Raw genomic sequence first — 26,667 nt, forward strand, 5'->3', positions numbered from 1 at the left:
GTTTCATGAAAAAAATAATCAACAGTGGCTTGTGTTTATTTCTTGCTGCCAGCACCGTGATGGCGAATGCTGACGATGGCAAGCTGAGTCTGGAGATGCTGTATCACCCGCTGAAGAAAGAGAAATTCGATACCCGCCCGCTGACCCGTTTGTCGTGGGATCAGCAAAATCGTCTGATCGAGTCCGAAGTGAAAGACGGTGTCGTCAAGCTTTCGGTTGTGAATACCGATACCTGGGAAAAACAGGCGCTGACGGTTGATGGGAATATTCTGCGCTATCTTAAATCCGCAGGCATTGACGACAAAGCGGCGCTGACTCTGGCGGAAAAACTGGGGCAACAGGTGCAAGCTGAAGTGAAGTCGTATTTGTTCACCTATAAAAATGATCTGTGGCTGCTCGATCTGCAAAATGCACGCGCACGCGAACTGACCCATACGCCGGATCAGGCCGAAGATGAAGCGATACTCTCGCCGGACGCGAAATCGGTGGCGTACCTGAAAGGGAATGACCTGTATCTGACCGACATCGCCAGCGCGACAGAGAAACGTCTGACCACTGGTGGCAGCGAGACGAATCTGAATGGTCGTCTCGACTGGGTCTATATGGAAGAAATTTACGGACGCGGCAAATTGCGGGCATTCTGGTGGGCGCCGGATTCGCAGAAACTCGCCTTCCTGAATTTCGATGAAAGCAAAGTGCCGGTCTACACCCTCAGCGGTGATCATACGCAGCCTTTAAAAACGAATCTGACCCGCTATCCGAAAGCGGGTGATCCGAATCCCATAGTCAGATTAGGCATCGTTGATAAAGACGGCAAACTGACATGGACAGTCAATCCTTATCCCGAAAAAGAAACCCTGATCGTGCAAGTAGGTTGGACGCCGGATGGCAAGTTGCTGGCCGGTTGGCAGGACAGAGTACAGACCTGGCTCGATCTGCGTTTGTATGACGCGCAATTACAGCAGAGTAAAGTGATCGTGCGTGAGACCAGCCCGGCATGGACTGAGCGTTTGCCGTTTCCGGTGTTTCTGAAAGACGGCGGTTTTATCTGGGAATCGGATCGCAGCGGGCATCGCCATTTGTATCGTTATGATCAGCATTATCAGTTGCAAAAAGTGATCACCAGCGGCGATTGGGATGTGCGCAGCGTGTTTGGTGTGGATGAAGCGCGGCAGCGGATATTGTTTGCCGCGAATCAGCGCAACCCTATCGGTAACGATGTCTACAGCGTCAATCTGAATGGCGAAGGCTTGCAGCGCCTGACCGAAGAATCAGGCACGCACGCGGTTCGCTGGAACAAAACCTTTACTCATTTCCTCGATAGCTGGAGCAGCCTGAAACAAACGCCGAAGCAGGCCTTGTTTAACGATGCTGGAAAACAGCTCAGGCTGATCGATGACGTTGGCATGCCAGAGAAAATGCGTACTCTGCGTCTGGCCAAAGTCAGCCAGCAACAAATCCGCGCACGCGATGGATTTTTACTGGAAAGCCTGTTGTACCTGCCGCCGGATTTCGATCCGGCAAAAAAATATCCGGTATATCAGCATTTGTATGCCGGGCCAATGGCGCCGCAGGTGAATGACCGTTGGTCGAATGATTTGTACCATCACTTCCTCGCACAACAAGGCTATGTTGTGTGGGTGCTGGATAACCGTAGTGCGAGTAATAAAGGCGTGGCAAGCGCGTGGCCTATCCACAAAAAACTGGGGCAACTCGAATTGCAGGATCAGCTTGATGGTCTGGCGTGGTTGCGTCAGCAAGGCTGGGCAGACATGGACAGAATTGCGCTGAACGGCTGGAGTTACGGCGGCTATTTCACCTCGTATGCGATGACGCACAGCAAAGCCTGGAAGATCGGTTTTGTCGGTGCGCCGGTGACCGACTGGCGTTTGTATGACAGCGTGTACACCGAGCGTTACATGGGCTTGCCGCAAGAAAATGCGAGTGGTTACGATCAGGGCAGTGTGCTGAAAGCGGCGAAAGATTTGCACGGAGAGATCCTGATCATGCATGGCACGATGGACGACAATGTGCATCCGCAAAATACCGTGATGCTGATCGAGGAGCTGATCAAAGGCGGCAAGGATTACAGTCTGCAACTGTATCCGGGTGCAGGTCACGGCCCGCGCGGTGACTGGACGATCTGGTCTTTGCAAAAAGCGAAATGGGAATTTCTGCAAAAGAAACTGTGAGCCGGAATTGCAATGAAAAAAGGACGCTGCGGCGTCCTTTTTTTACGTAGAAATTAAAAAAACAGGGGAGTATCCAGAAAAAAACGCTTAATCCCAGCATAAAACAAGGGATTTAAATAATACTGGGGGGAGTATATTTAAGCCGTTTTCGACTAGTTTTGACCCCGTTTCGGCCCTGTTTTATCTTTGCTTACATGCTGTTGCGCTTTGCGGACATCCAGGTGCAACGGTCCGCTGCTGATCTCCTGCTGATCTTAGCCACTGCCATTTTCAGACTTCAACGAAATAAAAAAGCCACCACACGCAGGTGGCGGCTCGTCTCAGATCAGGTTCCGCGTGACGCCGTTGTAATGATGCCGAAGTCACGTCGCGGTGACGTCACAGCGACGTGACTGCATTACTGCGCAGGCACGGCGAAGTCGGCCAGTTTCTTGTTGAATTTGAACAGCCACAAGCGATTCGGACGTTCGCTGTCGGCACCACGAGCCACGCGTACCGAATTACCGGCAACGCAGCCAGTTGCACCGGCCGTGGTGGTCAGTGCGCCATTCGCATCCACCGTGCATTTTGTGATATCGGCACCTTCTACCGCTTTACCATTCGCATCGGTAATCAGGGTTTTCAGTCCGAAGTCATCATCATTCACCAATGCCAGCGTGTACTCATCGACCAGAGCCAGACCTTCGGCTTTTTCTGCCAGCCAGCCTGCGCCATTCAGATCAAACAACACCGTCTTTTTGAGCGTGACTACGTTCGCATAATTCACACCGTTGACCGCTGCCCCTGTCATGCTGCTTTTTTCGAGGTCGCTGCCCATCGCGGCGATATCGGTTGCATCGCTTGGAATCTGCACCAGCATCAGACGATTGAATACCTTGCCGTCAACGCCAGCACCCTGTTCAATCACAATGAATTTGCCACCACCGAGTGCGACCAGATCGCCGAGTTTAGCGCCGCCGGTTTTGCCGGATGCATACATCGTGCTGTCAAGCGGATACGCATACAATTTTGTTTTTTCAGTCGTCGGGTCAAACTCAACCCAGCGGTTAAATTTGGCGTAATCCTTGATGCTTTCATTCGTCGCAGCGCTTGCACCCGGCACTTTATATGACGCTTTGCCGTCGTCCAGCGGGCTCTGGATAAAGCCCTGCAATTTTCCTGTGCCTGCATCAAGTGACAGACCTTCCATGCCGCGATTCGCACGGCGTTTCAGCAGCACTGCGGGCAGGTCAGCAGCACCGCTGCCTGGCTGATATTTTTTCAGAATGATACCGGTATTCATATCGATCTTCAGGATGAACGGACCATATTCATCCGATACCCAGAACACGCCGCGTGCCGTATCGAGCACAACGGATTCGGTATCGAGACCGTAATCGCTGAAGGTGGTTTTGCTGGCGGCATCGTATTTCATCGCGTCGTTCAGCGGCACCTCGCCGGAGGAGCCGACTTTGCCAGCGGCGATCGATAAGCCTGAAGCATTGATGGTGCTGCTGAATTTAATCGGCATTGATGATTTCAATGTCGCGCCGTTTTTACCGACCGAGATCAGACCGATCGATGGTGTGAAACTCGGTGAAGGGAAAAATTTAGCGTCGCTGGTGCCGCTGGCACCGGCTGTCACGACTGAATTAGGTACTTTCGGGCCGTCGCCGTTCGGGCCACGGTCGGTAATGCCGTAGAACTCCAGAGAACCATCGGCCGCTTTGCCTTTAAACGTCAGGCCAGAACCATACGATGGCAAAAAGCCTTTCGGGAAGTCGGCTTTCACGGCCGCGTTTGTGCCTTCATACGGAACATAAAATGCATCTGCCGCCTTGATCTGGTAGCGCGTCACATTCGCCACCACCGTGCCGAGTGCATTGGTTTGCGTGACCGCATCAACGACAGGCTTGTCCATTTTGGACGCGAGCGTATCTTCAAAATGTTCGCGTACCAATGCGCGACGATCCGCATCCGCGCTGCGGCTCTGATAGGTAGCCGGCAGCTTGCTCAGCAGATTCGTCATCGCCGTATTGAATGTCGCCGCATTCGCATTGAAATCCAGAGCCTGACCTGCCAGCGCAGTTTTAACGGTAGAAGATAAGCGTATGCCATTCGAAGGATCATTATCTTCATCCAGCAATTGCAAGGCCATCAGGCGATTGACGACTTTATCGTCGTTGCTGTTGCTCAGATTCGCCAGGCTCAATGGCGTGATCACTGCCGCACATGGCGCAGAACCCAGGCTGATGCCGCCGACAGAAAAACTCATGCTGTCACCACTGTTGCAGCTAAAGCCGCCATCGGCTTGCGTTGTACCTTTTGCTGTGCCGCTGGTGTAATCCAGACCTTCCACCGCTGCATCCAGAAACACGCCCGACTGTGCGACCGGTGCCGGGGTGGATGTCGTGTCGGAGCCACCGCAGGCGGCCACCAGAGCGCTTGCCGTCAGCGCGGCCAGCAGCGATACATTTTTGTTGTGATTCATGTGTTGATCCTGTGCTTGTCGAGGTTGACTGCTTTGCAGCAATCGCTGTTGTTTGAGGAGGTGCTTGCAAGCACGCCGTTACCGGGTGCAGGGCGATGACTGTGATCGCAAGTAACAAAATGTAGCGACCGGATATGACCCTGTGATTACAGCGATGGCAGATAACAACAGCACAGAGAGTTGGAATAACTTATGTGGAAGATGGGAAAGAAGACGCAGCCATATGCGCGATCCTGTCTAGCGAGTCAGACATCCGTGGCAAGAGGCGAGCGCAGTCAGGCGCTGCGATTGAGGTTCTATTGGCTGTCTTTTAAACCTTGCCAGCGCGGTGTCAGCTCGTGCGGCAGGGTGAACATATCAAGTACGCGACCAACCGTGTGGTCGACCATTTCCTGTATCGATTGCGGGCGGTGGTAGAAACCGGGGAGAGGGGGGAAGATGATGCCGCCCATTTCGGTGACGGCGGTCATGTTGCGCAGATGCGCGAGGTTGAACGGGGTTTCCCGCACCATCAATATCAGGCGGCGGCGTTCTTTCAGCACGACATCGGCCGCGCGCGTGATCAGATTATCTGACATGCCATGCGCCACCGAGGCCAGCGTTTTCATCGAGCACGGTGCAATCACCATACCGTCTGATTGAAACGAACCGCTGGCGATGCTGGCGCCGACATCACGCACATGATGCACGACATCAGCGAAGGTCTCGACATCCTTACGCTTCATATCGAGTTCCTGATGTAGATTCAAGACCCCGGCTTCAGAAATCAGCAGATGCGTTTCGACATCCGGGTTTGCCTGTAATACTTGCAGCAAGCGCACGCCATACACTGAGCCGGTCGCGCCGGTGATGGCGATGATCAGGCGTTGTTTCGGTTGTGCGCTGGTGCTCGTCATTGATGGCTCAGTCTTTCAACAAGGTTTGCAGTTCGCCGTTTTCAAACATCTCATTCATGATGTCAGAGCCGCCGATGAATTCGCCTTTGATGTACAGCTGCGGTACGGTTGGCCAGTTAGAAAAATCTTTGATGCCCTGACGTACTTCCGGGTCTTCCAGTACATTGACAGTCACCAGATTCTGTACGCCGCAGGCTTTCAGTACCTGCACCGCGCGACCGGAAAATCCGCATTGCGGGAATTGGGCAGTCCCTTTCATGAACAACACGACAGGGTTTTGGGTAACGGTTTCTTTGATCCAGCTTTGAACGTCGCTCATGGCTTTTCCTTGGTTAATAATGTGCCGCCATTATAAAGGAAACTCCGGCAGCGCTCCCGCGCGCCAACAGCGTGCTGACAGGCGCTGTTTTGCGCTAGGGGAATAAATATACTCTCCCGGAGTATATGTTTAACACCCAATGAATATAAGGAGATCAGCATAGTTTTGTAAAAATATGGGGGGAGTATATGATTTTAACCAGGATTGACCTAACTCAAGGATTTCCAATCCGGCTCGCGCAATACCGACGGAGCGGGGCGCGTTTTCAAAGGCGCTACGACCCCGTGCCGACAGAACCAAGGCCTGAGCTGTGCAGTAATAATACTTTGCCGTTGCGACGAACCAGCGTATCCGTGCTGCGTGATCGGATATGCATCAGCGTTCCAGCAACGTCCAGCGAACTGCTGACATCCACCGTCGCAGTTTTGCCGTCCGGCGATAGCGAGATGCTGTGTATCGTGTATTGAGAATCCAGTTGCAACATGCCGCCCATTTTCTCGCCGAGCTTTTCCCAGGTCGCATACAAGTCACGATAGGCGTCGCAGGCTTGCTGCTTGTTTTGGTTCACCGTTTGCGTGTTTCCGGCTGTGCTGACGCTGCCGGTAGAGTGAAAATCCGGCGCCAGCAGCGCGCATATCGCCTCAGGCTGACGCTGCAGCGTCGCTATTTCAAGATCGCGGTAAAAGCCGTTGACATGTTCGTCCGACAGCTTGCGCCCGCCGATGAAGTACCACCAGCCGCCAGCCACAATCAGCACAAGGAGTATTACTTTTTTCATTTATGTATGCCAGAACGGATTGCACCTGCAGACTTGATGTACTCCAGACGTCGGAAGCGCAGTGCCGACCAGTCTTCATCTATGGCGACCTGGCGCACCGTATCGAAACCCTCGCTGCGAATGGCATCCCAGCCCGTGTCGCGGTTGAACTCGCACTTGTAACGCTTAGACGTGCCCTTCGGATACGCGAACCACAGCACTGCATCGCTTTCCGCCTTGCTTGCCAGAACTTTGGATAAAGTATCTACCTCGGCTTGTCTGGTGGCGAAGATCAGAGCGAAATGGATTGCCTTCGGTTGCTTCAGGTCACGCCTTCAAGCGCAAGCAACTCAGGCTCGAAGGATGGCGGCGCATTGACAACAAGAATCTCTTGTTGCTGTTTTAGGTTCAGCTTTTCAAAGATTGACGACATAAGTTCACTTCCGGCGCCGCGATTGCCTCCACCAGTCAATTCGTAAAAATGCTGATTATTGGCGATTCTCTGCCGTACGTAAAGCAAGCGCAAAAACTGATAATGAAGCGGAATAATATCGCTGTGATTAGCTGCCGTCCCTTTTTAGCCATTGGCATAAAAATACCATCGTGCCCAGCTAATGTATGGACGCGCATAAAAGCGTTTGCAGTGAGAGTTTATAAATCTAAAAGGGCGCGTGAACCGCACCCTGAGCCAGGTTGATTTAGCTGCTTCGTGTTAGTCCTGCTCGAACGTGAGGTTAGGCATTAGGTAATGGCTCAACTGGCTCTTTAATAAGATCAATTTCGGCTTGAGTAACGATGTTTGTGCCAGCAATAAAATCGCGAAGAACCTTGAAAATTGGTAGATCTTTAGCTTTGTTATTTTTGTAGAAAAAATATGCACTCATCGGCTTGCCCAAGTCTGGATCTTGCTGATATCCATTTGCTGACTCAAAATCAAAAACTGAAATCCAGCGATGTTTCTTATTGGCGGAATCAGATTGAAGTTCATTAGAAATATTCTCGTTGATAGCCCATGCGCTATTTTTTTTGGGGGTGCCGTCTTTTTTTGTAACGTGCTTAGTACGTTCAGAATCGGCATAAATATAGCGAGTGTCTGCGTCATGGAGAACGCCATAATCAATTGCAAAGTGGTTCAAGATTTTTTGGAAAAAAGGGATGTTATTTTTTGAACCTGAATTCAAGATGAAAATATCTAATTCGGGGTGATGTTCCTTCAGATATTCGCGGCACACTATTGCCTCCGTGTCACCTTCGACCACAAGAACATTGGATGCGTAAAAGGTTTCGCATACGTGCGGGTTATATCTGTTGACCATTTGAATAAAATCCTTGAACTCGTCGCTCTGAAACAGGGTGTGGCCAACTTGATGCGTAGATGTTTCTTCGTTTTCAAGTTTAACGATTCGAACTAAAGATGAATGGGGTCTAGAAATATCAATCATCTGAGCACTATGAGTTGCACAAAGAACTTGGAAAGGACTGTTCTCTGCGAGGGCATATAGTTGGTCTCGGAGCATGCGTTCGGAATTCGGATGCAGAAAAAGTTCGGGCTCTTCGAAAAGAATAAGATATTGTTTTCTATTACCTTCGCTAGCATTTTTTAGGAAGGCAATAAAATTAAAAAGCGCCTGTCTTATTACACCATGACCGTGTTGTGTAAATAATTCTTTTCTATCGATTCCGGATTTAATGACATCAACTGAGTGATTAGACTTTATGGCCTTTTCTAGATCAATACCATCTACATTTTTGACTGATATTTTGAGTTCTAGATGTGGAAATACTCGCTGGAATCCCTTGTTGATATTTTCATTGTATGTGTTCACAGCTTCAGTTGATGTGATAAGACCTTGAAGGGTCTTTAGCGCGTCAGCAGCAGCATCGTATTCTGCCTTGTGGGAGGCGTTCAATTTTTTGATGAACTCCTTCTCCATAATGTCATTGATTTTCTTCTCAAGCGATTCAACGGTTTCGATTGCACTAATTTTGATTGGTTCAGGGGCATACTTTTTGAATATGGCATCAAACCCTCCAAAGCCATTTAGAACCCAATTGCCATCTGCATCCTTGGTAGATTTCTGAAACTCTGATTCAGCTTTTGAGCATTCTTTCTTAATCGTAACAAGCCCGTTCGACTTCTGAATCCATTTGGTAGTCCAATCAGGCTCTTTTGAGAGTTCTTTGTCGATTTTATCTGATTCCTCAATCTCAAAATCACCTTCAAAACTAATCGTATTGTCTTCGGCGTATTTAAAGAAGTCAGTCAATTCGGCTTTTTGTTTGACATTAACGAAATATTCGTAAGCATCCAAAAATGATGATTTTCCGACGTTGTTTTGGCCAATTAAAAAAATAATATTCGATTCGGAAAATCGAATCACATTCTTATTTCCACCCAAGCCTCTAAAGTTGGTGATTCTCAGTTCGACAAGCTTCAATTGATGTCCTTTCGTTTGAGTAATAGTGCGAGGATAGAATGCTGAACTTTATTTATTTTTGACAAAATCAAAGCTTAACTTGGAATGTGAAAAAAAGACAATTTTCTTCAAACGCCTTGTTGTCCTTTTTATGATGAACATACTGTCTGTTTATCTAAACGGAGAAAAATCTCACGTCTTCAATATCGCCAAAACCGTATTAAATGGATCGGGCACTGGAACGCTTACGATATATAAGTACAAGCAGCCAAGATTCAGGGTGCCGCAATCAGATACAGGATGCCGCACAAAAAAACACCCCGGTAAAAACCGGGGTGTGCTCATGGCAATCTTGTGATCGCAGTCGTAATTTCAGCCGCGTAATTTCGCAAACGCTGCTGCCATCGCATTTCCGGCAGGGGCGGCTTCTTGTTTGCGTTGTTGCTGGTGTTGGCCGAGGCGTTTGGCGTCGTTGCGGTCGCCGCGTTGTTCCGGTTTGCTGCCGGGTTGCGGTGCGCTGTCGGTGAGGCGCATTGTGAGGGCGATACGCTGGCGTTTGACGTCGACTTCCATGACTTTGACTTTGACCACCTGACCGGCTTTGACGACGGTATGCGGGTCTTTGACAAAGGTGTTCGACAGTGCGGAAATGTGCACCAGGCCATCCTGATGCACGCCGATATCGACAAACGCGCCGAACGCGGCAACGTTGGTGACGACGCCTTCTAAAATCATATCGGGCTGCAAATCTTTGATGTCTTCCACGCCGTCTTTAAAGGTGGCGGTGGTGAATTCAGGACGCGGATCGCGGCCCGGTTTTTCCAGCTCTTTGATGATGTCGGTGATGGTCGGTACACCGAATTTGTCATCGGCGTATTTGGCGGGGTTCAGCGATTTCAATAAGCCACTGTCGCCGATCACGCCTTTCACATCTTTCTTGATATCGGCCAGAATTTTTTCGACCAGCGGATACGATTCCGGATGCACTGCGGATGCATCGAGCGGATTGCTGCCGTTCATCACGCGCAAAAAGCCGGCGGCTTGTTCAAATGTTTTGTCGCCGAGGCGCGGCACTGCGCGCAGATCGGCGCGAGAGCTGAACATGCCTTTGGCATCGCGGAAATTGACGATGCTTTGCGCGACGCTGGCAGACAAGCCGGACACCCGCGCCAACAAAGGCGCAGACGCGGTATTCACATCAACACCGACCGCATTCACGCAGTCTTCGACCACCGCATCAAGCGAGCGAGCCAACTGGGTCTGGCTGACATCATGCTGATACTGACCAACACCGATGGACTTAGGATCGATCTTCACCAACTCGGCCAGCGGGTCTTGCAGACGACGCGCAATCGAGACCGCGCCACGGATGGACACATCCAGATCGGGCAATTCTTTAGAGGCGAATTCTGAAGCGGAATACACCGATGCACCAGCTTCAGAGACAACGATTTTAGTCAGCTTCAATTCTGGTTTGAGTTTGATTAAATCCTGCGCCAGTTTATCGGTTTCGCGTGAGGCGGTGCCGTTACCAATCGAGATTAATGACACCTGATGTTTTTCAGCGAGCTTCGCCAGCGTATGCAGCGAACCGTCCCAGTCATTGCGCGGCTGATGCGGATAAATCGTGGCGTGTTCCATCACCTTGCCGGTCGCATCGACAATCGCAACCTTCACGCCGGTACGCAAGCCAGGATCGAGGCCCATCGTGGCGCGCGGGCCTGCCGGTGCGGCCAGCAATAAATCTTTGAGGTTGCGCGCAAATACGTTGATGGCTTCGATTTCTGCACTCTCGCGCAGCTTACCCATGAGCTCGGTTTCCAGATGCATGAAGACTTTGACGCGCCATGCCCAGCGCACGGTATCGGCCAGCCATTTATCGGCCGGGCGATCTTTTTGGCTGACGCCGAAACGTGCGGCGATGCGGCTTTCACACGGGTTCAGCGGCGCATCCCATTTTGGTTTTTCTTCTTCAGTGTCGAGCCGCAAAGTGACGGTCAGCATTTCTTCGCGGCGACCACGGAACAAGGCCAGCGCGCGATGCGACGGAATGGTGCCCAGGGTTTCTGAGTAATCGAAATAATCGGCAAATTTTTCGCCTGCATCTTCTTTGCCTGCGACGACTTTGGATTCGACGATGCCGTGGTCGTTCAGATATTCGCGCAGCGCTTGCAACAGGCTCGCATCTTCGGCAAAACGTTCCATCAGAATCTGACGTGCACCATCGAGTGCGGCCTTGGTATCGGGCACGCCTGGGTTGTCGCCGTTGTCGGTGCTGAACGCGGGTTTCAGATAATTGGCGGCCTCGGTTTCCGGCGTCAGCATCGGGTCGGCCAGCAAGGCGTCGGCCAACGGCAACAAACCTGCTTCAACGGCGATCTGCGCTTTGGTGCGGCGTTTCGGTTTGTACGGCAGATATAAATCTTCGAGACGGGTTTTGTCTTCGGCGTGGGTAATCGCATCAAGCAAGACTGGCGTCATCTTGCCTTGTTCGTCTATCGAAGCGATGATGGCGGCGCGGCGGTCTTCGAGTTCGCGCAGATAACGCAGACGTTCTTCGAGCAGACGCAATTGGATATCGTCGAGGCCGCCGGTGACTTCTTTACGGTAACGGGCGATAAACGGTACGGTCGCGCCTTCATCCAGCAAGGCAACGGCAGCGGCCACCTGTACCGGTTTGGCGGCGAGTTCTACGGCGAGTCTTTGTTCAATCGAAGGCAGCATAAATCCAGAATCCAGACAATAAAAAAGCAATGAAGGCGCAGATGATACGCAATTTGCAGCGTTGCGCCAGTCTTGACAGTCGTTCTGACTGCGGTTAATAGTCGGCATTCTGGCGTGGCTTGGTTCCCGCAGCATCCCGGAAGGATGACCCGCAGTGCCGCAAAAATGCTGCTCAGGAAGTAAAAAAGGGGGAGTATGTGGCGATTTACGCTTATTCTCTTAATGAAATCAAGGGTGTTTACACATACTGGGGGGAGTATTTTAAAGGTGATTTTCATGTTTTTTGGCCTTCCCAAACAGATCAGACATGTCGCTGTATGGCTGGCGGCGGGCTTGCTGATTTGGCTGATGTCGCTGTCGCTGGTGATACGCCCGGCGCTGGCGGCCCCTGCGCCTGCTGACAATATGCGTGTCATTTCTACGGCTGCCATCGCCGCAATCACACCGGCAGCTTCAGCTTCGGCAGCAACCGCCAGCAGCGCATTGCAGCCATCAACATTCACCTTTGCCGATGGCGGCGTTGCCCTGTTTTATCAATGGGATAAACAGCCGTGGCAGGCGGAAACCGCGGTGTCTGCGCCGACGAGCTCCGTGGCAGCACCCGTGAATCTGATCTTCGTTGTCGCCGGTGCAGGTTGCGGTAGCATGGGACGATACTTGCCGCAGTATTTCACCGGATTGGAAGGTGAATCAGGGGCGACCCGCATCAGCGTTTTGCAGAAGCGCCATATCAGCGATCAGGCCAGCGGCGACGAATGCAGTGAGGCATTTATCCGCGCTGATCATCTGAGCCAATGGCAGGCCGATCAGCGGGCATTCATACAAGCGCAGTTACGCCAATTCAAACAACAAGGCATGCAGCCACGGCGCGTGATTTTGTTGGGCATTTCTGAAGGTGCAGAGCTGGTACCGCTGTTGGTGCCGATGTTGGCGCGCGATCTGCCGCACATCACGCATCTGGCCTTGCTGGCGAATGCGGGAAATAGCGCGATTCCCACGTATCGCGCGCTCGCTGGCATCTATCCGCATATGCAGCAGGGCTGGAATGTTTTATCCAGCGCATTGGCAAGTTCCCCTGCTGACCCTGAGCAGTCACGTATTCACGGACGCAGCTGGCGCTACTGGTCGGAAATCGCTGGTGTTGATCAGACGCGTAATCTGATCGCCGCTCGCTTGCCGGTCTTCGTTGGTATCGGTGAGGCGGACACCTTAATTCCGCCGGGAGCGGCAAACGCCTTGAGAAAAGCGTTCGGCGATGCCGGGCGCAGCAATCTGCAACTGCGTGTTTATCCCGGTGCTGATCACGGCTTGCGTGGTGAGCATAAAAATTATCTGCCAGATTTTATGTGGCAACTGGATCAGTGGTTGCTGGATGAAGAGAATCCGAAGCCCAGCTTCCGGTGATGGAGTTTGATTAAAAGCAAAGTTTATTTGCTGCAAAAATAATAATTTTGAAAAAGTGTTGTTTTGTATGTTTTGCTAACAATTTTAAGCATTACAAAAACAAACGCGCTCTTTATAATTTCCCGTTTTAATGCTGGTCATGCCTTGGTAATACCTTATTTTGCAGGGCAGTATTTATCACTTTGTACGATGTGTACCTGATCGTTACAAAAATGATGTTGCTAGTCCGGCCGCCTTTTTCAACACTCAAATATATAAGCTAAATGCGCCTCTCTTCCTTCTCGCTCACACCTCTGGTTGCTGCTCTGGTTCTCACTGGTTGCGTTACAACGCAAACCCACGACAGCAAAGTCTCTAACTCACTGGCAGTTGTTAAAACCGGGCAGATCGAGGATGCGATCCGTCAGGTGGAAGAGCAGACTAAAGGTGCTAATCAGAATGATTTATTGCTGAATCTGGAAAAAGGCGAACTGATGCGTATCGGTAAGCGTTATCAGGACAGCTTGAATGCGCTGACGATTGCCGACACCAAGGTGAAAGAGTGGGAAGAAAACGCTAAAAGTAATCCGCAGAAATTGATGGGCCAGATCGGCGCCACGATCATGGGCGACGCCAGCCGCGATTACGAAGGACAGGATTACGAAAAAGTGATGCTGACTGTACGGATGGCGATGGATCGTATCAATCTGGGTGATCTTGATACTGCCCGCGTCGATATCAAACGCACGCATGAGCGTGAAGCGGTGATTGCTGAATTCCGTTCCAAAGAAACAGAGTCCGCCGAAAAGGAAGCGAAAGAAAAAGGTGTAACAACCAGTAACAAGGAAATTAACGGTTATCCGGTTGAAACCCTGAATGACCCTGAAGTGCTGAAACTGAAGAACGGTTATCAGAATGCACTGAGTCATTACCTCGCAGGTTTTGTATACGAAGCCCTGAATGAACCAGGTCTGGCGGCACCAGGCTATCGCAAGGCGATAGAATTGCGCCCGGATTTGCCGGTGCTGGAAGATGGCTTGAAGGGCCTTGATCAACGCACCAGCTTCCGCCGCAAAAAAGGCGTGACGGATGTCCTGTTCGTGGTCGAAACCGGTAATGCGCCAGCCCGTCAGTCACAGAAATTTGCGTTGCCTTTGCCAACCTCACGCGGTCTTGTTACTGTATCGCTGACTTTCCCTGTGATCCAGCCGGATAAAGAAGCGGCGGTGATCCGTTCGGTGAATATCGCGAATCAATCTTTGCCAACGGCATTGATCACTGATTTCAACGTCATGGCGCGTCGTGCATTGAAAGATGAAATGCCTGGTATTTACACCCGCGCTGCGATCCGCGCGATTACCAAAGGTGTGGTGCAGGATCAGGTCAATAAAAACTTCGGCGCACTCGCTGGTCTGGCTGCTAATATTGCCGTGGTAGCGACTGAAGGCCCGGCAGATGATCGTATGTGGCGTAGTCTGCCAGAGCGCGTCTTTATTGCTCGTGCGTTTTTACCACCGGGCGAATATGATGTGAATTTTTCGGGTCGTCCTGGCGAAAGCACCAAGCTGAGTATTGATGGTCGTTACATGGTGGTGCCAGTGCGTTTGTATCCGAACAAAACTTATGTCGGTGATCTGGCAAAATTCGGTAGCGTGACACCAGCGGCGCAAATCGCAGCGGAAACGCCAGCGGTAAAAGCCGCACCGACGAAGCCAGCGAACAGAAAAGCAGCGCAAAAGCAGGTGAAACCAGCTGCTGCAACTGCAGGTGCTAACTAAGTAAAACTGGCAAGACGACAGAAACCAGTCGATTTAATTGATGTACAAAGTTACTAAGGAAAAATCATCCATGATGTCTAAAAAAATTGCCGTTTGTGCGGCTGTCATCGCAGCCTGCTTTGCTGCACCGGTCATGGCCGAAGATGTGCCAAATGCAGTTTCTCCTGGCATTGCTGCGAAATTAATGGTGCGCGGCACGCTCGAAGGTGTGCAGGTCACTGATCTGCGCGGTCAGCGTCGCAACGACGTGCTGGTTGTGCAGGCCGAAATGTATAACACTACAGCCAAAGATGTGCGCGTGTATTACCGTTTCCGCTGGACAGATGCGGCCGGTATGCAGGTTGGCGACGGCGAAGTCTGGAAACCATTGATGATACTGGGTAAGCAAAGCCAGCTCGTCAAAGGCACAGCCTATGGCCCGCAAGCGACAGATTTCAAAATCGAAATGAGCGCTGAGCCACGTTAATCACAGATTTGTTTTAAAAAAATTGTACAGAACTACGGAGTTATTATGAAACGCATTTCCTCTTTATCGACTACTTTGTGCCTGATGATTCTGGCCGTGACTTCTCTGTCTGCTTGCCAGACAAAATTATCGCAGCCGACCGTCAGCCTCGCGCGTCAGGTCAATTATGGCGACAACAAAGCGGTAGAAACAGTGACGAATGAATTCGGTTCGACTGATCTGCAAATGATTGCAGAAAAAATGGTAGGTTCCTTGCTCGAAGATCCGGCACTGGCAAATCGCCCGACACTGACACTGGCCGGCGTGCGCAATAAAACCAGCGAATACATCGACACTAAATCGATCATGAACAGTATTCAAACTGCGTTGGTGAAAAGTAAAAAAGTAAAATTCACACGTAGCGCGGATGAAATGCAGCAAGGCGTGGATGAGTTGCAACGTCAAAATCAAAGTGGCTTGTACAAATCCCAGGGTAAAGCAAAAGTGGGCAACATGACGGCAGCGAAATATTCACTCGAAGGTGAAATCGTTTCTATCGTCAAACAAAATTCCACGACTAAAGATGTGTTCTACAAGATGACATTGAAACTGTATGACATCGAAGATGGTTCCATCGAATGGCAGGATGAAAAAGAAATCCGTAAAACATCGAAAAAATAATCAGCCCTGATCAATCTTTAACCGGTTTTTAACCGGCTCCTGAAGGACGCAAGATGTTGAATATGAAAAAAATTCTGGCAGGCGTTTTCTGCTCCGCAGCGGCATGCAGCGCGCTGGCAGCAGAACCGAAAATTGCCGTGACCGATCTGACTTACGAAGAAAAAGTCAGCGAGTATTTCCGTGTCGTTTCTGCCAGCAGCAAAAGCAGTGTCAAAGGTAGCTACAGCGAACGCGAAACCGATCGCAGCTATTCACAACGCGGCAAAATCGATGCCAAGAGCGAAAGCAATTACTACGAAGCGGAAGGTTTTTACACCTATATCGATCGTGGCGAATTAAAAACCTACACGGCTGATTTAAAAGGCGCGATGATCAAAGGCGGTGGTGTGCATCTGATTCAGGCGCGTCCGTATGTTGGTAAACCGATGGAAAAAATTTACGACATCATCGGTCGTATCAAACAAGGCATGTATCCCGGCGCGGATTATGTGTTGTTCGGCACAGTCAGCAATATCCAGTTCCGTCAGGAAAGCAATCAACTGCAATACGGGAATTCGATGACAGCCAGCCTGTCACTCGATCTGGTGGCCGATTTCAGCCTGATTAATACCAAAACCTATGAGGTCAAAGCGGCTTTCAGCGCGAGTGGTTCCGGTGTTGATACTAAGATCATCAGCCGTGCCGGTGATCGCGTTGTCTTCAATCGCGGCAAGGTCATGCAGGAAACGTCACGCAGTCTGGCAGATGCCGCCTATAACGAGCTGATGGTGCAGTTCGGTTTGCCACGCGGCGCGAACCGTCCGGCGAATGTCAATGGTCAGCCAGTGGTACCTGCAGTGCCAGTACAAAATACAGAACCAGTGACGGTGTATCGTTAATCGGTCATCGCTGTTTTAGTAACTGAAAAGCCAGCAGAAATGCTGGCTTTTTTATGTCACTTCCATCCGCGAAACTGCGTAATATTTTGTGTGAAATTGTTGCGTGAAATAGCATTTTTAGGGGAGTATAAGCAAAAAATTCCATCATCTCCTTATGAAATAAGGGCTTTAAAATATACTCCGGGGAGTATATTTGATGCCAAATGACAGGCTGGTGCCGTCACTGAACACCTGGCCAGTCGCATAGCTGATCTGCGCGAGATGTTTATTTTATGCGCCGGGTTGCTGGAAATGTCTGTCTGAATTTTTTTGAATAGGTGATTGAATGATGAAACGTAAACCGTTTGCACAGCTGTTCTTCTTCGCTATTTTTGCGCTTGCCGCAAATGTTGGTAATGCCGCGAATGCCGCTGGGGCAGATCGATATGTCCCTGTATGCGTTGATATGAAGGGCTATCAGGCAGAGGCTGAGTGCTTCAGTCATCAGCTTGATTTGAAAGAGGCTCAATTTAAAAAGTACTATCTGGCAGCGCAGAAGCAGGATATAAAAATATACGGCGGCAACGCCGAGGAATTAGCCGAATCACAGCAGATGTGGGAACAGTATCTGCGAAAGCATTGCGACTATCTGTACAGCCGTGAGCAAGGTACTGCCCGGATACGCGATTCTGCCGAGTGCCGGTTGCGACTGTATGACGAGCGCATTGACGAAATATGGATTTCGTATTTAAGGTATTTTGGTTCTGCTGAGCCGGTTCTTCGCGATCCCCGGAAATAATGTTTCTTTATGGCGCAGATGCTTTGCAGCGATTGTAGTCGCGCCATGCATGAAATAGGCAACGTCCGTGGTCATGATGGCCTATACTGAATCTTCACTTGCATACGCGGGTGCTTACCCGGAGTCAGATCATGAGCAAAGTTACCAAGAGCAATAAAGAAACCAAGAAGCAGGCCTCATCCACTCCTAAAGAAAAAAAGGCAGCAAAGGAAGCGAAGAAAGTAGCGAATGCTGTTATTCCCTGGACACCGCGCGCATAACCGCGTTGACTTGAGCAAAAAAAACGATGTGTTGAACAGCATCGTTTTTTTTCGCCGGTCAATGTTAGCGATCAATATCCGCGATATATATCAGCGATAAATATCGGGCCGATGAATTTCCATAAAATTTTCTGGTGTTGCCGGTGAGCGGAAACCAAATTTTTCATACAGGCCGCGTGCCGAGCTACTGACCAGTATGAAGCGGCGTATGTTTTGCAGATCAGGATGATCTTGTATCACTTCCAGCAGATGGCGGCTATGACCTTGGCCACGGAAATCCGGCAAGACAAACACATCCATCAGATAGGCGAATGTGGCATGGTCTGTGACTACCCTGGCAAACGCGATTTGTTTGCCATCAATAAATCCGCCAAAGCACAGGGAATGCTCAATTGAACGTTGTACCGTTTCCAGCGGAATCCCTTGCGCCCACGGTGAGGTCGTGGATAAAAAATCGTGTATCAGCGCAATGTCGAGCGCGGTTTTATCTGTCGTAATGTGCATAAAAATTCTTTTCCGATCAGCTGCGTTGTCCGCCTGTAACACGTTCTATACCAGCGAGGTCGCGCCAGCTTTGTACTTGCGTGTAGCCCGCGCCGTTTAACAAAGCGCGCACATCCTCGGCCTGATGGTAACCATGTTCCATCAGCAGCCAGCCTTGTGGCGCAAGATGCATATGCGCGCCGCTGACGATGTGCCGGTAAGCGCTGAGGCCGTCTGCGTGATCGGTGAGGGCATTAATGGGTTCAAAGCGCAGATCGCCCTGGCTCAGATGTGGGTCATCTTTGACGATGTAGGGCGGGTTGCTGACGATGGTCTGAAATACCTTGCCCGTAAGCGCACTGTACCAGTCGCTGTGCAGCAATTGCAGACGATCAGGCGGCAGCAAACGCGCGGCATTTTTGTTTGCTACCGCAAGTGCCTCAGTGCTGATATCGACCGCGCAGACATCCAGATCCTGGCGTTCGTGGGCAATCGCAATCGCAATCGCACCGGAACCTGTGCCGAGATCGAGTAGGCTGGAGTTTTGCGGTGCGAATTGCAAACCGAGTTCCACCAGCAATTCTGTATCGGGTCGTGGGATCAATACTGCTGGTGAGGTATAAAAGGGCAGACCGAAAAACTCACGTTCACCGGTCAGGTACGCGATGGGCTCGCCAGCTAAACGACGTTGCTGCAATTCGACGAACTGAGACATTTGCTGCGCGCTGAGCTGATAGTCCGAGCGGGTAATCAGTTGTATGCGGCTAAAGCCAGTCACATGCATGAGCAACATGCGTGTTTCCAGCTTGTCCAGCGGCGACAAGCGCTCATGATCGGCAATGCTGAGCGGTTGTCCTGCTGTCATCAGTGACGCTTTCCGAACATGCCGGTTTTTTGTTTTTGAAAAAACAGTACGATCAGCGTGAGACTGAAAATAACAAACCAGATCATGGCCCAGGTCGGAATCGCCAGACCGAAGATCGGTGGATACGGTGTTTCACACAAACCGTCTGCACGGAACAGGATAGGAAACCATTCCGACAAGAAGATTTTGTTGAGCCCGGTTTCCAGCGGATCGATACCGCAGGAAAGCGTAGGATTCGACAAGACATACAGATGTTTGCCTGCGATGCCGATGCCGCCGAATGCTGATAAACCTGCGAGACCTATGCCGTAACGGCGCGCATCGGCAGGAAGAAACGCAGCGATCAGGCTGAACAGCGCGATGGCAAGGAATGCGTAACGCTGGAAGACGCATAAGGGACAAGGCAGCATCAGCTCAACGATTTGCAGATAGAGGGCAACCGCTATCAGTAGCAGGCAGGTGGCAGAGATGCCGAGTAAGACGAATTTAGAGGAACGCATGTAGGTCATTCGTAAAATGAAAGCGGATGCCAGCTTACACGCTATTTAAAGCCTCATGTTTATAAGAAACTAAATAGTATGGAATGCTGGTGTTGCTGGCGCTGTTGGTACCGTGACTTGGATAGTTTAATCGTCTCCAAGTTCCGCAAGGAGTTCAGCCTGGTGTTCTGCAATCAGGGCATTGCTCAGTTCGGTCAGATCGCCATCCATAATGAAATCGAGTTTATACAAGGTCAGATTGATGCGGTGATCAGTCATGCGGCCTTGCGGATAATTGTAAGTGCGTATGCGCTCACTGCGGTCGCCGGAACCGATCAGGCTCTTACGGGTTGCTGCCTCTTTCGCCTGTTTCTCTCTTAACTGACCATCCATGATCCTGGTGGCCAGCACCCGCATCGCCTGCGCCTTATTCTGATGTTGGCTGCGGCCATCCTGACATTCGACCACGATACCGGTAGGAATATGCGTCAGGCGCACAGCAGAATCAGTTTTATTAATGTGCTGCCCGCCGGCACCGCTGGCGCGGAAAGTGTCGATACGCAGATCGGCATTGTTGATGATCACGTCGGCGAGCTCATCCGCTTCAGGCATCACGGCGACGGTACAGGCGGAAGTATGGATACGGCCTTGCGTTTCTGTCGCCGGAACGCGTTGCACTCGATGTCCGCCGGATTCAAATTTCAGCTTGGAATACGCACCCAGACCGGCGATACGCACGATCACTTCTTTGTAGCCGCCAAGCTCAGAAGGCGACTCCGACATCATCTCTACTTGCCAGCGGTTACGTTCAGCGAAACGGGTGTACATGCGCAATAAATCACCGGCAAACAAGGCAGCTTCGTCACCGCCGGTGCCGGCGCGGATTTCCAACAAGATGTTACGTTCATCGTTGGGGTCTTTCGGCAGCAGCATTTTTTGCAGATCGGCTTCCAACGTTTGCATTTTTTCTTTTGCGGCTTCTATCTCATCTTGCGCAAATGCTTTCATGTCGGGATCGTTGAGCATTTCCTGTGCTTCGCCCAGATCGGCTTGTGCCTGCTGATAGTTTTTGTAGAGAGCGACGAGGGGGTCTAATTCCGCATGCTCACGGTTGAGTTTGCGGTAATTGTCCATGTCATTGGTGGCGCCTTCCTGCATCAGCAGGTGACCAACTTCGTCGAGACGTTCAGCCAGCTGATCCAGCTTGGAGAGCATTGATGGTTTCATACGGGAAGAGTAGTAGGTGAATCCGGAGGGAACTGCTTCAGGCTTGAAAACAGTCACCGAGAAGATGACGCAGAGAGTCTGCATCAGAAAGAAAAGCAGAATCCGCTAACGCTTGGTGCGGAATAATTGCGGCAACAAGCTCGCCAGACGTGCCCGTTCATCGCCACTGGCCTGATGCAATGCCTGTTGCGGGCCATGCAGGAATTTGGCTGTAATACCTTTGGAAAGCGCTTCCAGCACAGCGTCGATGTCATCACCGCGCGCCAGCATTTTACGTGCGCGTTCGAGTTCCATCAGGCGGAGTTGTTCGCTGCTTTCATGCAAGTCCTGAATCACGGGCACCACCGCACGGCCATCGATCCAGTGCATAAAAGACTGCACCCGCGTTTCGATAATCGCTTCTGCCTGCGCGACGGCTGCCTGACGGCTTTCTATGCCGGTCTGCACCACGCTGCCGAGATCATCCACCGTGTATAAAAACACGTCATCGAGTTTGCCGACTTCCGGTTCAATATCGCGTGGCACGGCCAGATCAACCATGAATACAGGACGATGTTTACGCGCTTTGACAACACGCTCGACCAGACCCAATCCTATGATCGGCAATGAGGATGCAGTGCAGGAGACGATGATGTCGAACTGTGCCAGTTGTTGCGGTAAGTCAGCAAGGCGGATCGCTTTACCATTAAAGCGATGGGCAAGGACTTCGCCACGTTCCAAGGTGCGATTGGCGATGGTCAGGGATTTTGGATTTTGCGCCGCGAAATGCGTGGCGCAGAGTTCTATCATTTCACCTGCGCCGATAAACAGCACATGTTGATCGGCAATTTTGTCAAAAATACGCTGAGACAAGCGCACCGCTGCTGCAGCCATAGAGACGCTGTGCGCACCGATTTCCGTGGTGCTGCGAACTTCTTTGGCGACCGCAAAAGTACGTTGAAACATCTGGTGCAGATAGGTGCCAAGACCACCGGCAGCTTCTGCCTGACGTACCGCATCTTTCATTTGCCCCAGAATTTGCGGCTCGCCCAGCACCATGGAATCCAGGCCGGAAGCAACGCGGAACGCATGACGGACGGCATTGTCTTGTGGCAGCGTGTAGAGATGCGGGCGTAAATCCGCGTAAGGCAACTGATGAAAATCTGCCAGAAAATGTGCAGTAGCGTCGACCGGATTTGCTGCGGCACAAGCTGCATACAACTCAGTGCGGTTGCAGGTCGATAAAATCGCCGCTTCATTGCCATACGAATGCGTGGAGTTTGCTGCGTTGTTGCCAAACCATGCACGTGCAGCCACCACCGCCTGACCTATTTGTTCAGGCGAGAATGCGACTTTCTCGCGCAGCGAGAGCGGCGCAGTCGTGTGGTTGAGTCCAACAGCAGTCAGTTGCATGCGATGTGGGGCGTAAGATCAGACCATCATTATAACGCGTTGGCGGCATTAATTTCCGTCCGGATGGGCTTGATGTAGCTCAAATGGTGCTTGATGGCAATCTGATATTGAAAGTGGTACCTTCATTCGGTGCACTGCTGAAATCGATCTGTGCATGATGGCGATCGAGAACCGCTTTCACAAACACCATGCCCAGTCCTATTCCATCATTTTTGGGTTGATCGGTGCTGTTGAAGCGTTGAAAGCGTTGAAATAATTTGCTTTGTTCCGCGCGCGGTATGCCGTAACCCTGATCGCTGATGCTACAGACGATATTTGCCCCAGCCAGATGTTGTTCATAGGCCAGTGTGCAGCTAATGATGGTGTCGCGCGGACTGTATTTGACGGCATTCGACAGCAGATTCGTCAGAACCCGCGTGAACAGTGAGCGGTCGGCGCGAATCGGATATTCTCCATCGGGTATCGTGCACTTGATGCGTATGTTTTTACTCTTGGCCAGCGACCACATTTCTTCCGTCGCATCCAGCAACACCGTCTGTAAATCAAGCTCTTCAAAACGGTAATCCTGCGATTCGGCGCGAGCCAACTGGACGAAATTATCGGCCAGCCCCAGCGTGATGCGTGAGGCTTTATCAATCCGGGAAATAAATTCCGCCTGCGGCAACGCGGTTGCATCATCCTGTTGCATTTCCAGCAAAGCAAGTATTGATGCTTGCGGCGCGCGCATGTCGTGCGAGATGAAATGCAGGGTTTCATCGCGGCTGCGCTCGGCGGCGCGGATGGCGGTGATATTGATAATACTGACTATCCAGCCGACCAGTTGCTGGCTGGCGCTGTAACAAGGGGCGCTTTTGATCAGTAAATCCTGACCCTGCGGATCCCTGACTTCGACGCCTTGCTTCATGCGTGCCGTATGTTTGAGATCCAGCAGATTCCACCAACTGAAACTACCCGTCTGATTTTCGTCAGACTCCATTGGCGCAGACATTCGGGCGAATAAATACGGCAGCAGGGAATCGTTCACTTTGGGTAATCCCTGACTGGCAAAATAACTGAGTGCCGGCGGATTAGAGAGTAAAACATTACCATCGGTGGTGGTCACCAGTGTCGCATCTGGCAAGCTGGCCAGACTGTCGCTGACGAATTGGCGTAAGTCACGAACTCTGTCGGCAGCGACGCGCACGGCATTGATACTTTGTTCCAGCGTATCTGTCAGAACTGGCGCGCTTTTTTCTTCTTCGTCATCAATAAATTCTGGCAGCAGATGCGGCTCTTTTTCAAGAAGAGTAAATTCTTCGCCCAGATACTTAATCGCTGCCTCCAGCCTGCGCCAGCTCCACACCGGGTAGGCAATGATTAAGGCCAGCAATGAAGTTGACGGTGATATCCATTTGCCTGCATAGCGCATGGCAAGGAAACTGCCTGCGGCAGCACCGAAGATAAACAGAATAGTCAGTAGCAAGGCTTTTCTTGGTGACAGTAACTGATAAGAGATCAGTGCCGCCAGCAACAACAACAGGTTGTATAAAGCCACCTGCCAGGCTGGAGCAAAATCAATGGCACGTTCATCCAGCAGGCTGGCCAGAATATTGGCATTGATTTCAATTCCTGAGATGGTGCCGTCGTTGCCTGATACCGGTGTCGGAAATGAATCGGCCATGCCCAACGCCGTTGGACCAATCAGAATATACTTATTTTTTAAGAACTCTGCGGGAACTTCGCCGCGTAGCACTGACACATACGGCACGGATTTAAAATGTCCGCTGCTGCCGTAAAACGGAATATGCATCTGGTAATCACGCTGCCACAGGTCGGCCTGATTATTTTCTTTGCGCAACCGCACGGGCAGTCTTTCTCCCGGCAGATATTTTTCGGTACCGTAAGCAGTGTTTTGCGCAACATCTTTTAACGCAAGTGCAAAGTGAGGCCACCATTCGCCTCGTGATCCTTCACGCAGAAAGACACTGCGTGCCACGCCGTCTTTGTCGAGTTCGATATGGATGTGGCTGATCTGCCGTGCCGCATTTGCCAGCAGGGGAATGGGGCGCGCAGCTACCAAACCTTTTCCGCCATTTTGTGAGACCAAGGGTAAAACGACCTTGTTGCTCTGAGCGATAGCATCCGCCAGCAGTTGGTCACCGTTGATCTGATTGCCGGCCTGTGGATATTCTGCTTCCGTCAACAGAATATCCATACCAATAGCGGCCGGTGTTGCCGCATTGATGTGCTTTAACAGTTCCGCATGCCGTTGCCGTGGCCAGGGCCATTTCCCCAGCTCACTCAGGCTGTAATCATCAATCGCCACAATCAGAATGTCGTCACGCGCTTCGCGGCTGTTGATCTGCATGTAGCGATCGTAGGCAACCATATCCAGCCGTTCCAGGCTTTTAAAGTTAACCAGAGCAACAGTCAGAATACAAAGCAGCAGACTTAGTATCAGCCACTCGCGAAACGCGATGCGCTCCACCTGTATATATCTGGTTGCCATACCTTAGCCGTTAAAATCCACTGCGAATGGCGCCGCTGCCACTATTGATTGCCTCGCCATCACTTGTCGTCCAGCGCGACTGGATGGTGATCTTCTGTGTGGCGGAGAAGGCACCAACGTAGCCATCGGCATCCGTCGCACGGACACGGATATAGTATTCACCGGCCGTCGGGCGTGGAATTTTCAGCTCAGCCTGATCTGATTCCTGTGATAAATACAGTCGTTTAAATTCTGCATCAAGTGCGATTTGAATCAGGAATTTTTGCCCCGGTTCTGCTGTCCAGTTGAAAGAAATTTGCTTGCTCTGAGAATCGCTGAAAGAGGCTGCTGCTTGTGGCGGCAATTTTTGGAAGCTCTGTATATCGCCGTACGGCCCCTGATCAAATTGGCCATTTTTTTGTATGACAGTCGCAATGCGCCAGAAATATTCTCCTTGTGGCAATGCGCTGGAGAATTGCACATCCTTGATGTCTGCCTGATCCAGAATAATGTTTTTGAACGCTGCGTCTTTCGCGACTTGCAAATGGTAAGCGTAGGCGTGCGCCGCTTCTGTCCATGTGAAGTCAACACTGGCCGCCCGCACTTTATTTTTGGGTTGTATCGAGAATGGTGGCTCTGGTCTTGCTTTCAGAGTGAAAGCTGTAGTGAGTGGCAAGCCCTCCAGCCCCAGTGCATCAATTGCCGTCAGGCGGACAAAATACTGGCCGTCTTCCAGTCCATCAAATTTGAAGCGATTTTCTTTGAAACGGTTCTCTGCGAGGACATCCAAGGCCTGTGCATCTCTGGCAATCTGCACCCGATACGCGGCGGTCACCGCGGATTTCTGCGCGATGAACTGCACGGTGGGGCGCGTTTGAATTGCATAACCAGCTTCTAATACCGGCGGCGGCAGCAAATCAACGGCTTTTCCGACACCATTTGCGCCGACGATGTTTCCTTTGCCCGCTGGCAGTATCAGTTCGTTCGTCTTTTTGTTACCCGTTCCGACCGCAACACCACCTTCCAGAACTTCATTCGCGGTACCGTCAGGGTTGATGCCAACGCGGAAATGTGTACCGCGCACACCCGCAACCGCCAGAGGCGAGCGTACTTCAAAACGTCCTTTGTTACTTGAAAGACTGGTGACGCGGGATTCGACTTTTCCTTCAGATAAAGAAATCTCAGTTCTGGGACTGGCGACGTACTTTGTTTTGCGTAATTTACTCAAGCTGACCTGGCTATTCGACGGAATGGACACGCGCGATTCGTCCGGAAACGCCAGAGTCAGAAAGCCGTTTTTTCCGGTGGTGATGCTGGTTCCTTCTTTCACCACAGTCCCGATGGACAAAGCTGTTTCTGTACCATCGACTGTTTTAAACGTCGGGTTGCCTGCCAATGCAACAACACGGGCTTCACTTGCTTCTTCCGGTAACAGATCCGCCGGGATCAGGATCGCTGTGCCGATGGGGATGGCCCTGTCATCGGCAATATGATTGCGTTTGCTGAGCACTTCCCAGTTTTGGGATTTATTAGTAAATCGCTTTGCGATGCCAGTTAAGGTGTCGCCTTGTAAAGCGAAATAGGTCATGTCCGGTGGTGTGGCCGCGATGCTGCCAGGTTCGCCGGTGACTTTTGCCGCCAGCAACAGCGGGGAGTAGGTAAGAAAAACCGCAAGCAGAGTGCAGACTGATAATTGCCGACGGAGTGTAGGTGAGCCTGAACTCATGCGCATATCCTATGTATCAAAATTCTGTGCATTAAATGCAAACCGGGTCA

At 51.1% G+C, this 26,667-nt stretch carries 21 protein-coding genes; 8 read left to right on the forward strand and 13 right to left on the reverse strand.

Annotated elements, in window-relative coordinates:
* Positions 1 to 5 precede the first annotated feature (5 nt).
* Complete coding sequence (locus tag H8K26_RS14670) at positions 6 to 2,192, forward strand: S9 family peptidase (protein WP_190480531.1); 2,187 nt, start codon at positions 6 to 8, stop codon at positions 2,190 to 2,192.
* 397 nt (positions 2,193 to 2,589) lie between these two features.
* Here H8K26_RS14670 and H8K26_RS14675 read toward each other — a convergent pair whose 3' ends face one another.
* From H8K26_RS14675 to H8K26_RS14705, 6 genes are all read right to left on the reverse strand, one after another.
* Positions 2,590 to 4,662: an esterase-like activity of phytase family protein gene (locus H8K26_RS14675; protein WP_190480534.1), complete on the reverse strand. Its 2,073-nt coding sequence runs from the start codon at positions 4,660 to 4,662 to the stop codon at positions 2,590 to 2,592.
* A 296-nt stretch (positions 4,663 to 4,958) separates the two neighbouring features.
* Positions 4,959 to 5,558 (reverse strand): UbiX family flavin prenyltransferase, encoded by a 600-nt coding sequence (locus H8K26_RS14680; protein ID WP_190480535.1) that lies wholly within the window; start codon positions 5,556 to 5,558, stop codon positions 4,959 to 4,961.
* Positions 5,559 to 5,565: 7 nt separating this feature from the next.
* On the reverse strand, positions 5,566 to 5,877 hold the full coding sequence (gene grxD / locus H8K26_RS14685) for a Grx4 family monothiol glutaredoxin (RefSeq protein ID WP_186884528.1): 312 nt from the start codon (positions 5,875 to 5,877) through the stop codon (positions 5,566 to 5,568).
* A gap of 274 nt (positions 5,878 to 6,151) precedes the next feature.
* The gene (locus H8K26_RS14690; protein WP_190480537.1) at positions 6,152 to 6,655 is read right to left on the reverse strand and encodes a nuclear transport factor 2 family protein; all 504 of its coding nucleotides are present in this window, start codon (positions 6,653 to 6,655) and stop codon (positions 6,152 to 6,154) included.
* Positions 6,656 to 7,368: 713 nt separating this feature from the next.
* Entirely contained in the window at positions 7,369 to 9,072 is a 1,704-nt protein-coding gene (locus H8K26_RS14700; protein WP_190480539.1) for an ATP-dependent nuclease, read from the reverse strand.
* A gap of 351 nt (positions 9,073 to 9,423) precedes the next feature.
* Positions 9,424 to 11,775, reverse strand: coding sequence for a Tex family protein (locus H8K26_RS14705; protein WP_190480541.1), 2,352 nt, complete (start codon positions 11,773 to 11,775; stop codon positions 9,424 to 9,426).
* Between the two features lie 276 nt (positions 11,776 to 12,051).
* On the opposite strand from H8K26_RS14705, the gene H8K26_RS14710 reads away from it, so the two are divergent.
* From H8K26_RS14710 to H8K26_RS17900, 7 genes are all read left to right on the forward strand, one after another.
* On the forward strand, positions 12,052 to 13,179 hold the full coding sequence (locus tag H8K26_RS14710; RefSeq protein ID WP_190480542.1) for a serine aminopeptidase domain-containing protein: 1,128 nt from the start codon (positions 12,052 to 12,054) through the stop codon (positions 13,177 to 13,179).
* 263 nt (positions 13,180 to 13,442) lie between these two features.
* Positions 13,443 to 14,936, forward strand: a complete 1,494-nt coding sequence (locus H8K26_RS14715; RefSeq protein ID WP_186884535.1) for a hypothetical protein — start codon at positions 13,443 to 13,445, stop codon at positions 14,934 to 14,936.
* A 70-nt stretch (positions 14,937 to 15,006) separates the two neighbouring features.
* Positions 15,007 to 15,402, forward strand: coding sequence for a YcfL family putative periplasmic lipoprotein (locus tag H8K26_RS14720; RefSeq protein WP_186884536.1), 396 nt, complete (start codon positions 15,007 to 15,009; stop codon positions 15,400 to 15,402).
* Between the two features lie 45 nt (positions 15,403 to 15,447).
* Positions 15,448 to 16,062, forward strand: a complete 615-nt coding sequence (gene lpoB, locus H8K26_RS14725; protein ID WP_186897780.1) for a penicillin-binding protein activator LpoB — start codon at positions 15,448 to 15,450, stop codon at positions 16,060 to 16,062.
* 53 nt (positions 16,063 to 16,115) lie between these two features.
* Positions 16,116 to 16,940: a penicillin-binding protein activator LpoB gene (locus tag H8K26_RS14730; RefSeq protein WP_190480544.1), complete on the forward strand. Its 825-nt coding sequence runs from the start codon at positions 16,116 to 16,118 to the stop codon at positions 16,938 to 16,940.
* A gap of 325 nt (positions 16,941 to 17,265) precedes the next feature.
* Entirely contained in the window at positions 17,266 to 17,718 is a 453-nt protein-coding gene (locus tag H8K26_RS14735; RefSeq protein ID WP_190480546.1) for a lysozyme inhibitor LprI family protein, read from the forward strand.
* Positions 17,719 to 17,849: 131 nt separating this feature from the next.
* Positions 17,850 to 17,978, forward strand: coding sequence for a hypothetical protein (locus tag H8K26_RS17900; protein WP_255422883.1), 129 nt, complete (start codon positions 17,850 to 17,852; stop codon positions 17,976 to 17,978).
* A gap of 90 nt (positions 17,979 to 18,068) precedes the next feature.
* Here the strand turns inward: H8K26_RS17900 and H8K26_RS14740 are convergent, their stop codons facing one another.
* The 7 genes from H8K26_RS14740 to H8K26_RS14770 all read right to left on the reverse strand — a co-directional run bounded on the left by H8K26_RS14740 (position 18,069) and on the right by H8K26_RS14770 (position 26,617).
* Positions 18,069 to 18,482, reverse strand: a complete 414-nt coding sequence (locus tag H8K26_RS14740; protein WP_190480548.1) for a GNAT family N-acetyltransferase — start codon at positions 18,480 to 18,482, stop codon at positions 18,069 to 18,071.
* Between the two features lie 16 nt (positions 18,483 to 18,498).
* Complete coding sequence (gene prmC, locus H8K26_RS14745) at positions 18,499 to 19,326, reverse strand: peptide chain release factor N(5)-glutamine methyltransferase (RefSeq protein WP_190480550.1); 828 nt, start codon at positions 19,324 to 19,326, stop codon at positions 18,499 to 18,501.
* Complete coding sequence (locus tag H8K26_RS14750) at positions 19,326 to 19,826, reverse strand: disulfide bond formation protein B (protein WP_186884542.1); 501 nt, start codon at positions 19,824 to 19,826, stop codon at positions 19,326 to 19,328. Before H8K26_RS14750 ends, prmC begins: the two co-directional genes overlap by 1 nt.
* 126 nt (positions 19,827 to 19,952) lie before the next feature.
* Positions 19,953 to 21,032, reverse strand: a complete 1,080-nt coding sequence (gene prfA, locus H8K26_RS14755) for a peptide chain release factor 1 (protein ID WP_190480552.1) — start codon at positions 21,030 to 21,032, stop codon at positions 19,953 to 19,955.
* Positions 21,033 to 21,137: 105 nt separating this feature from the next.
* Positions 21,138 to 22,424, reverse strand: a complete 1,287-nt coding sequence (gene hemA, locus H8K26_RS14760) for a glutamyl-tRNA reductase (RefSeq protein WP_190480554.1) — start codon at positions 22,422 to 22,424, stop codon at positions 21,138 to 21,140.
* 79 nt (positions 22,425 to 22,503) lie between these two features.
* Complete coding sequence (locus H8K26_RS14765) at positions 22,504 to 24,912, reverse strand: CHASE2 domain-containing protein (RefSeq protein ID WP_190480556.1); 2,409 nt, start codon at positions 24,910 to 24,912, stop codon at positions 22,504 to 22,506.
* 10 nt (positions 24,913 to 24,922) lie between these two features.
* Positions 24,923 to 26,617: a FecR family protein gene (locus H8K26_RS14770; RefSeq protein WP_190480558.1), complete on the reverse strand. Its 1,695-nt coding sequence runs from the start codon at positions 26,615 to 26,617 to the stop codon at positions 24,923 to 24,925.
* Between the last annotated feature and the right edge of the window lie 50 nt (positions 26,618 to 26,667).

The sequence above is a fragment of the Cognatundibacterium aquatile genome (genome assembly GCF_014699135.1).
GTDB classification, from domain to species: Bacteria; Pseudomonadota; Gammaproteobacteria; order Burkholderiales; family Burkholderiaceae_D; genus Undibacterium; species Undibacterium aquatile.

Bases quoted from the DNA above. Each gene is read 5' to 3' on its own strand.
- H8K26_RS14750 (WP_186884542.1), bottom strand. From the start codon at position 19,826: ATGCGTTCCTCTAAATTCGTCTTACTCGGCATCTCTGCCACCTGCCTG.
- H8K26_RS14715 (WP_186884535.1), top strand. From the start codon at position 13,443: ATGCGCCTCTCTTCCTTCTCGCTCACACCTCTGGTTGCTGCTCTGGTT.
- H8K26_RS14765 (WP_190480556.1), bottom strand. From the start codon at position 24,912: ATGGCAACCAGATATATACAGGTGGAGCGCATCGCGTTTCGCGAGTGG.
- H8K26_RS14740 (WP_190480548.1), bottom strand. From the start codon at position 18,482: ATGCACATTACGACAGATAAAACCGCGCTCGACATTGCGCTGATACAC.
- H8K26_RS14680 (WP_190480535.1), bottom strand. From the start codon at position 5,558: ATGACGAGCACCAGCGCACAACCGAAACAACGCCTGATCATCGCCATC.
- hemA (WP_190480554.1), bottom strand. From the start codon at position 22,424: ATGCAACTGACTGCTGTTGGACTCAACCACACGACTGCGCCGCTCTCG.
- prmC (WP_190480550.1), bottom strand. From the start codon at position 19,326: ATGACAGCAGGACAACCGCTCAGCATTGCCGATCATGAGCGCTTGTCG.
- H8K26_RS17900 (WP_255422883.1), top strand. From the start codon at position 17,850: ATGAGCAAAGTTACCAAGAGCAATAAAGAAACCAAGAAGCAGGCCTCA.
- H8K26_RS14670 (WP_190480531.1), top strand. From the start codon at position 6: ATGAAAAAAATAATCAACAGTGGCTTGTGTTTATTTCTTGCTGCCAGC.
- H8K26_RS14730 (WP_190480544.1), top strand. From the start codon at position 16,116: ATGTTGAATATGAAAAAAATTCTGGCAGGCGTTTTCTGCTCCGCAGCG.
- H8K26_RS14690 (WP_190480537.1), bottom strand. From the start codon at position 6,655: ATGAAAAAAGTAATACTCCTTGTGCTGATTGTGGCTGGCGGCTGGTGG.
- lpoB (WP_186897780.1), top strand. From the start codon at position 15,448: ATGAAACGCATTTCCTCTTTATCGACTACTTTGTGCCTGATGATTCTG.
- H8K26_RS14705 (WP_190480541.1), bottom strand. From the start codon at position 11,775: ATGCTGCCTTCGATTGAACAAAGACTCGCCGTAGAACTCGCCGCCAAA.
- grxD (WP_186884528.1), bottom strand. From the start codon at position 5,877: ATGAGCGACGTTCAAAGCTGGATCAAAGAAACCGTTACCCAAAACCCT.
- H8K26_RS14735 (WP_190480546.1), top strand. From the start codon at position 17,266: ATGATGAAACGTAAACCGTTTGCACAGCTGTTCTTCTTCGCTATTTTT.
- H8K26_RS14720 (WP_186884536.1), top strand. From the start codon at position 15,007: ATGATGTCTAAAAAAATTGCCGTTTGTGCGGCTGTCATCGCAGCCTGC.
- H8K26_RS14675 (WP_190480534.1), bottom strand. From the start codon at position 4,662: ATGAATCACAACAAAAATGTATCGCTGCTGGCCGCGCTGACGGCAAGC.
- H8K26_RS14710 (WP_190480542.1), top strand. From the start codon at position 12,052: ATGTTTTTTGGCCTTCCCAAACAGATCAGACATGTCGCTGTATGGCTG.
- H8K26_RS14770 (WP_190480558.1), bottom strand. From the start codon at position 26,617: ATGAGTTCAGGCTCACCTACACTCCGTCGGCAATTATCAGTCTGCACT.
- prfA (WP_190480552.1), bottom strand. From the start codon at position 21,032: ATGAAACCATCAATGCTCTCCAAGCTGGATCAGCTGGCTGAACGTCTC.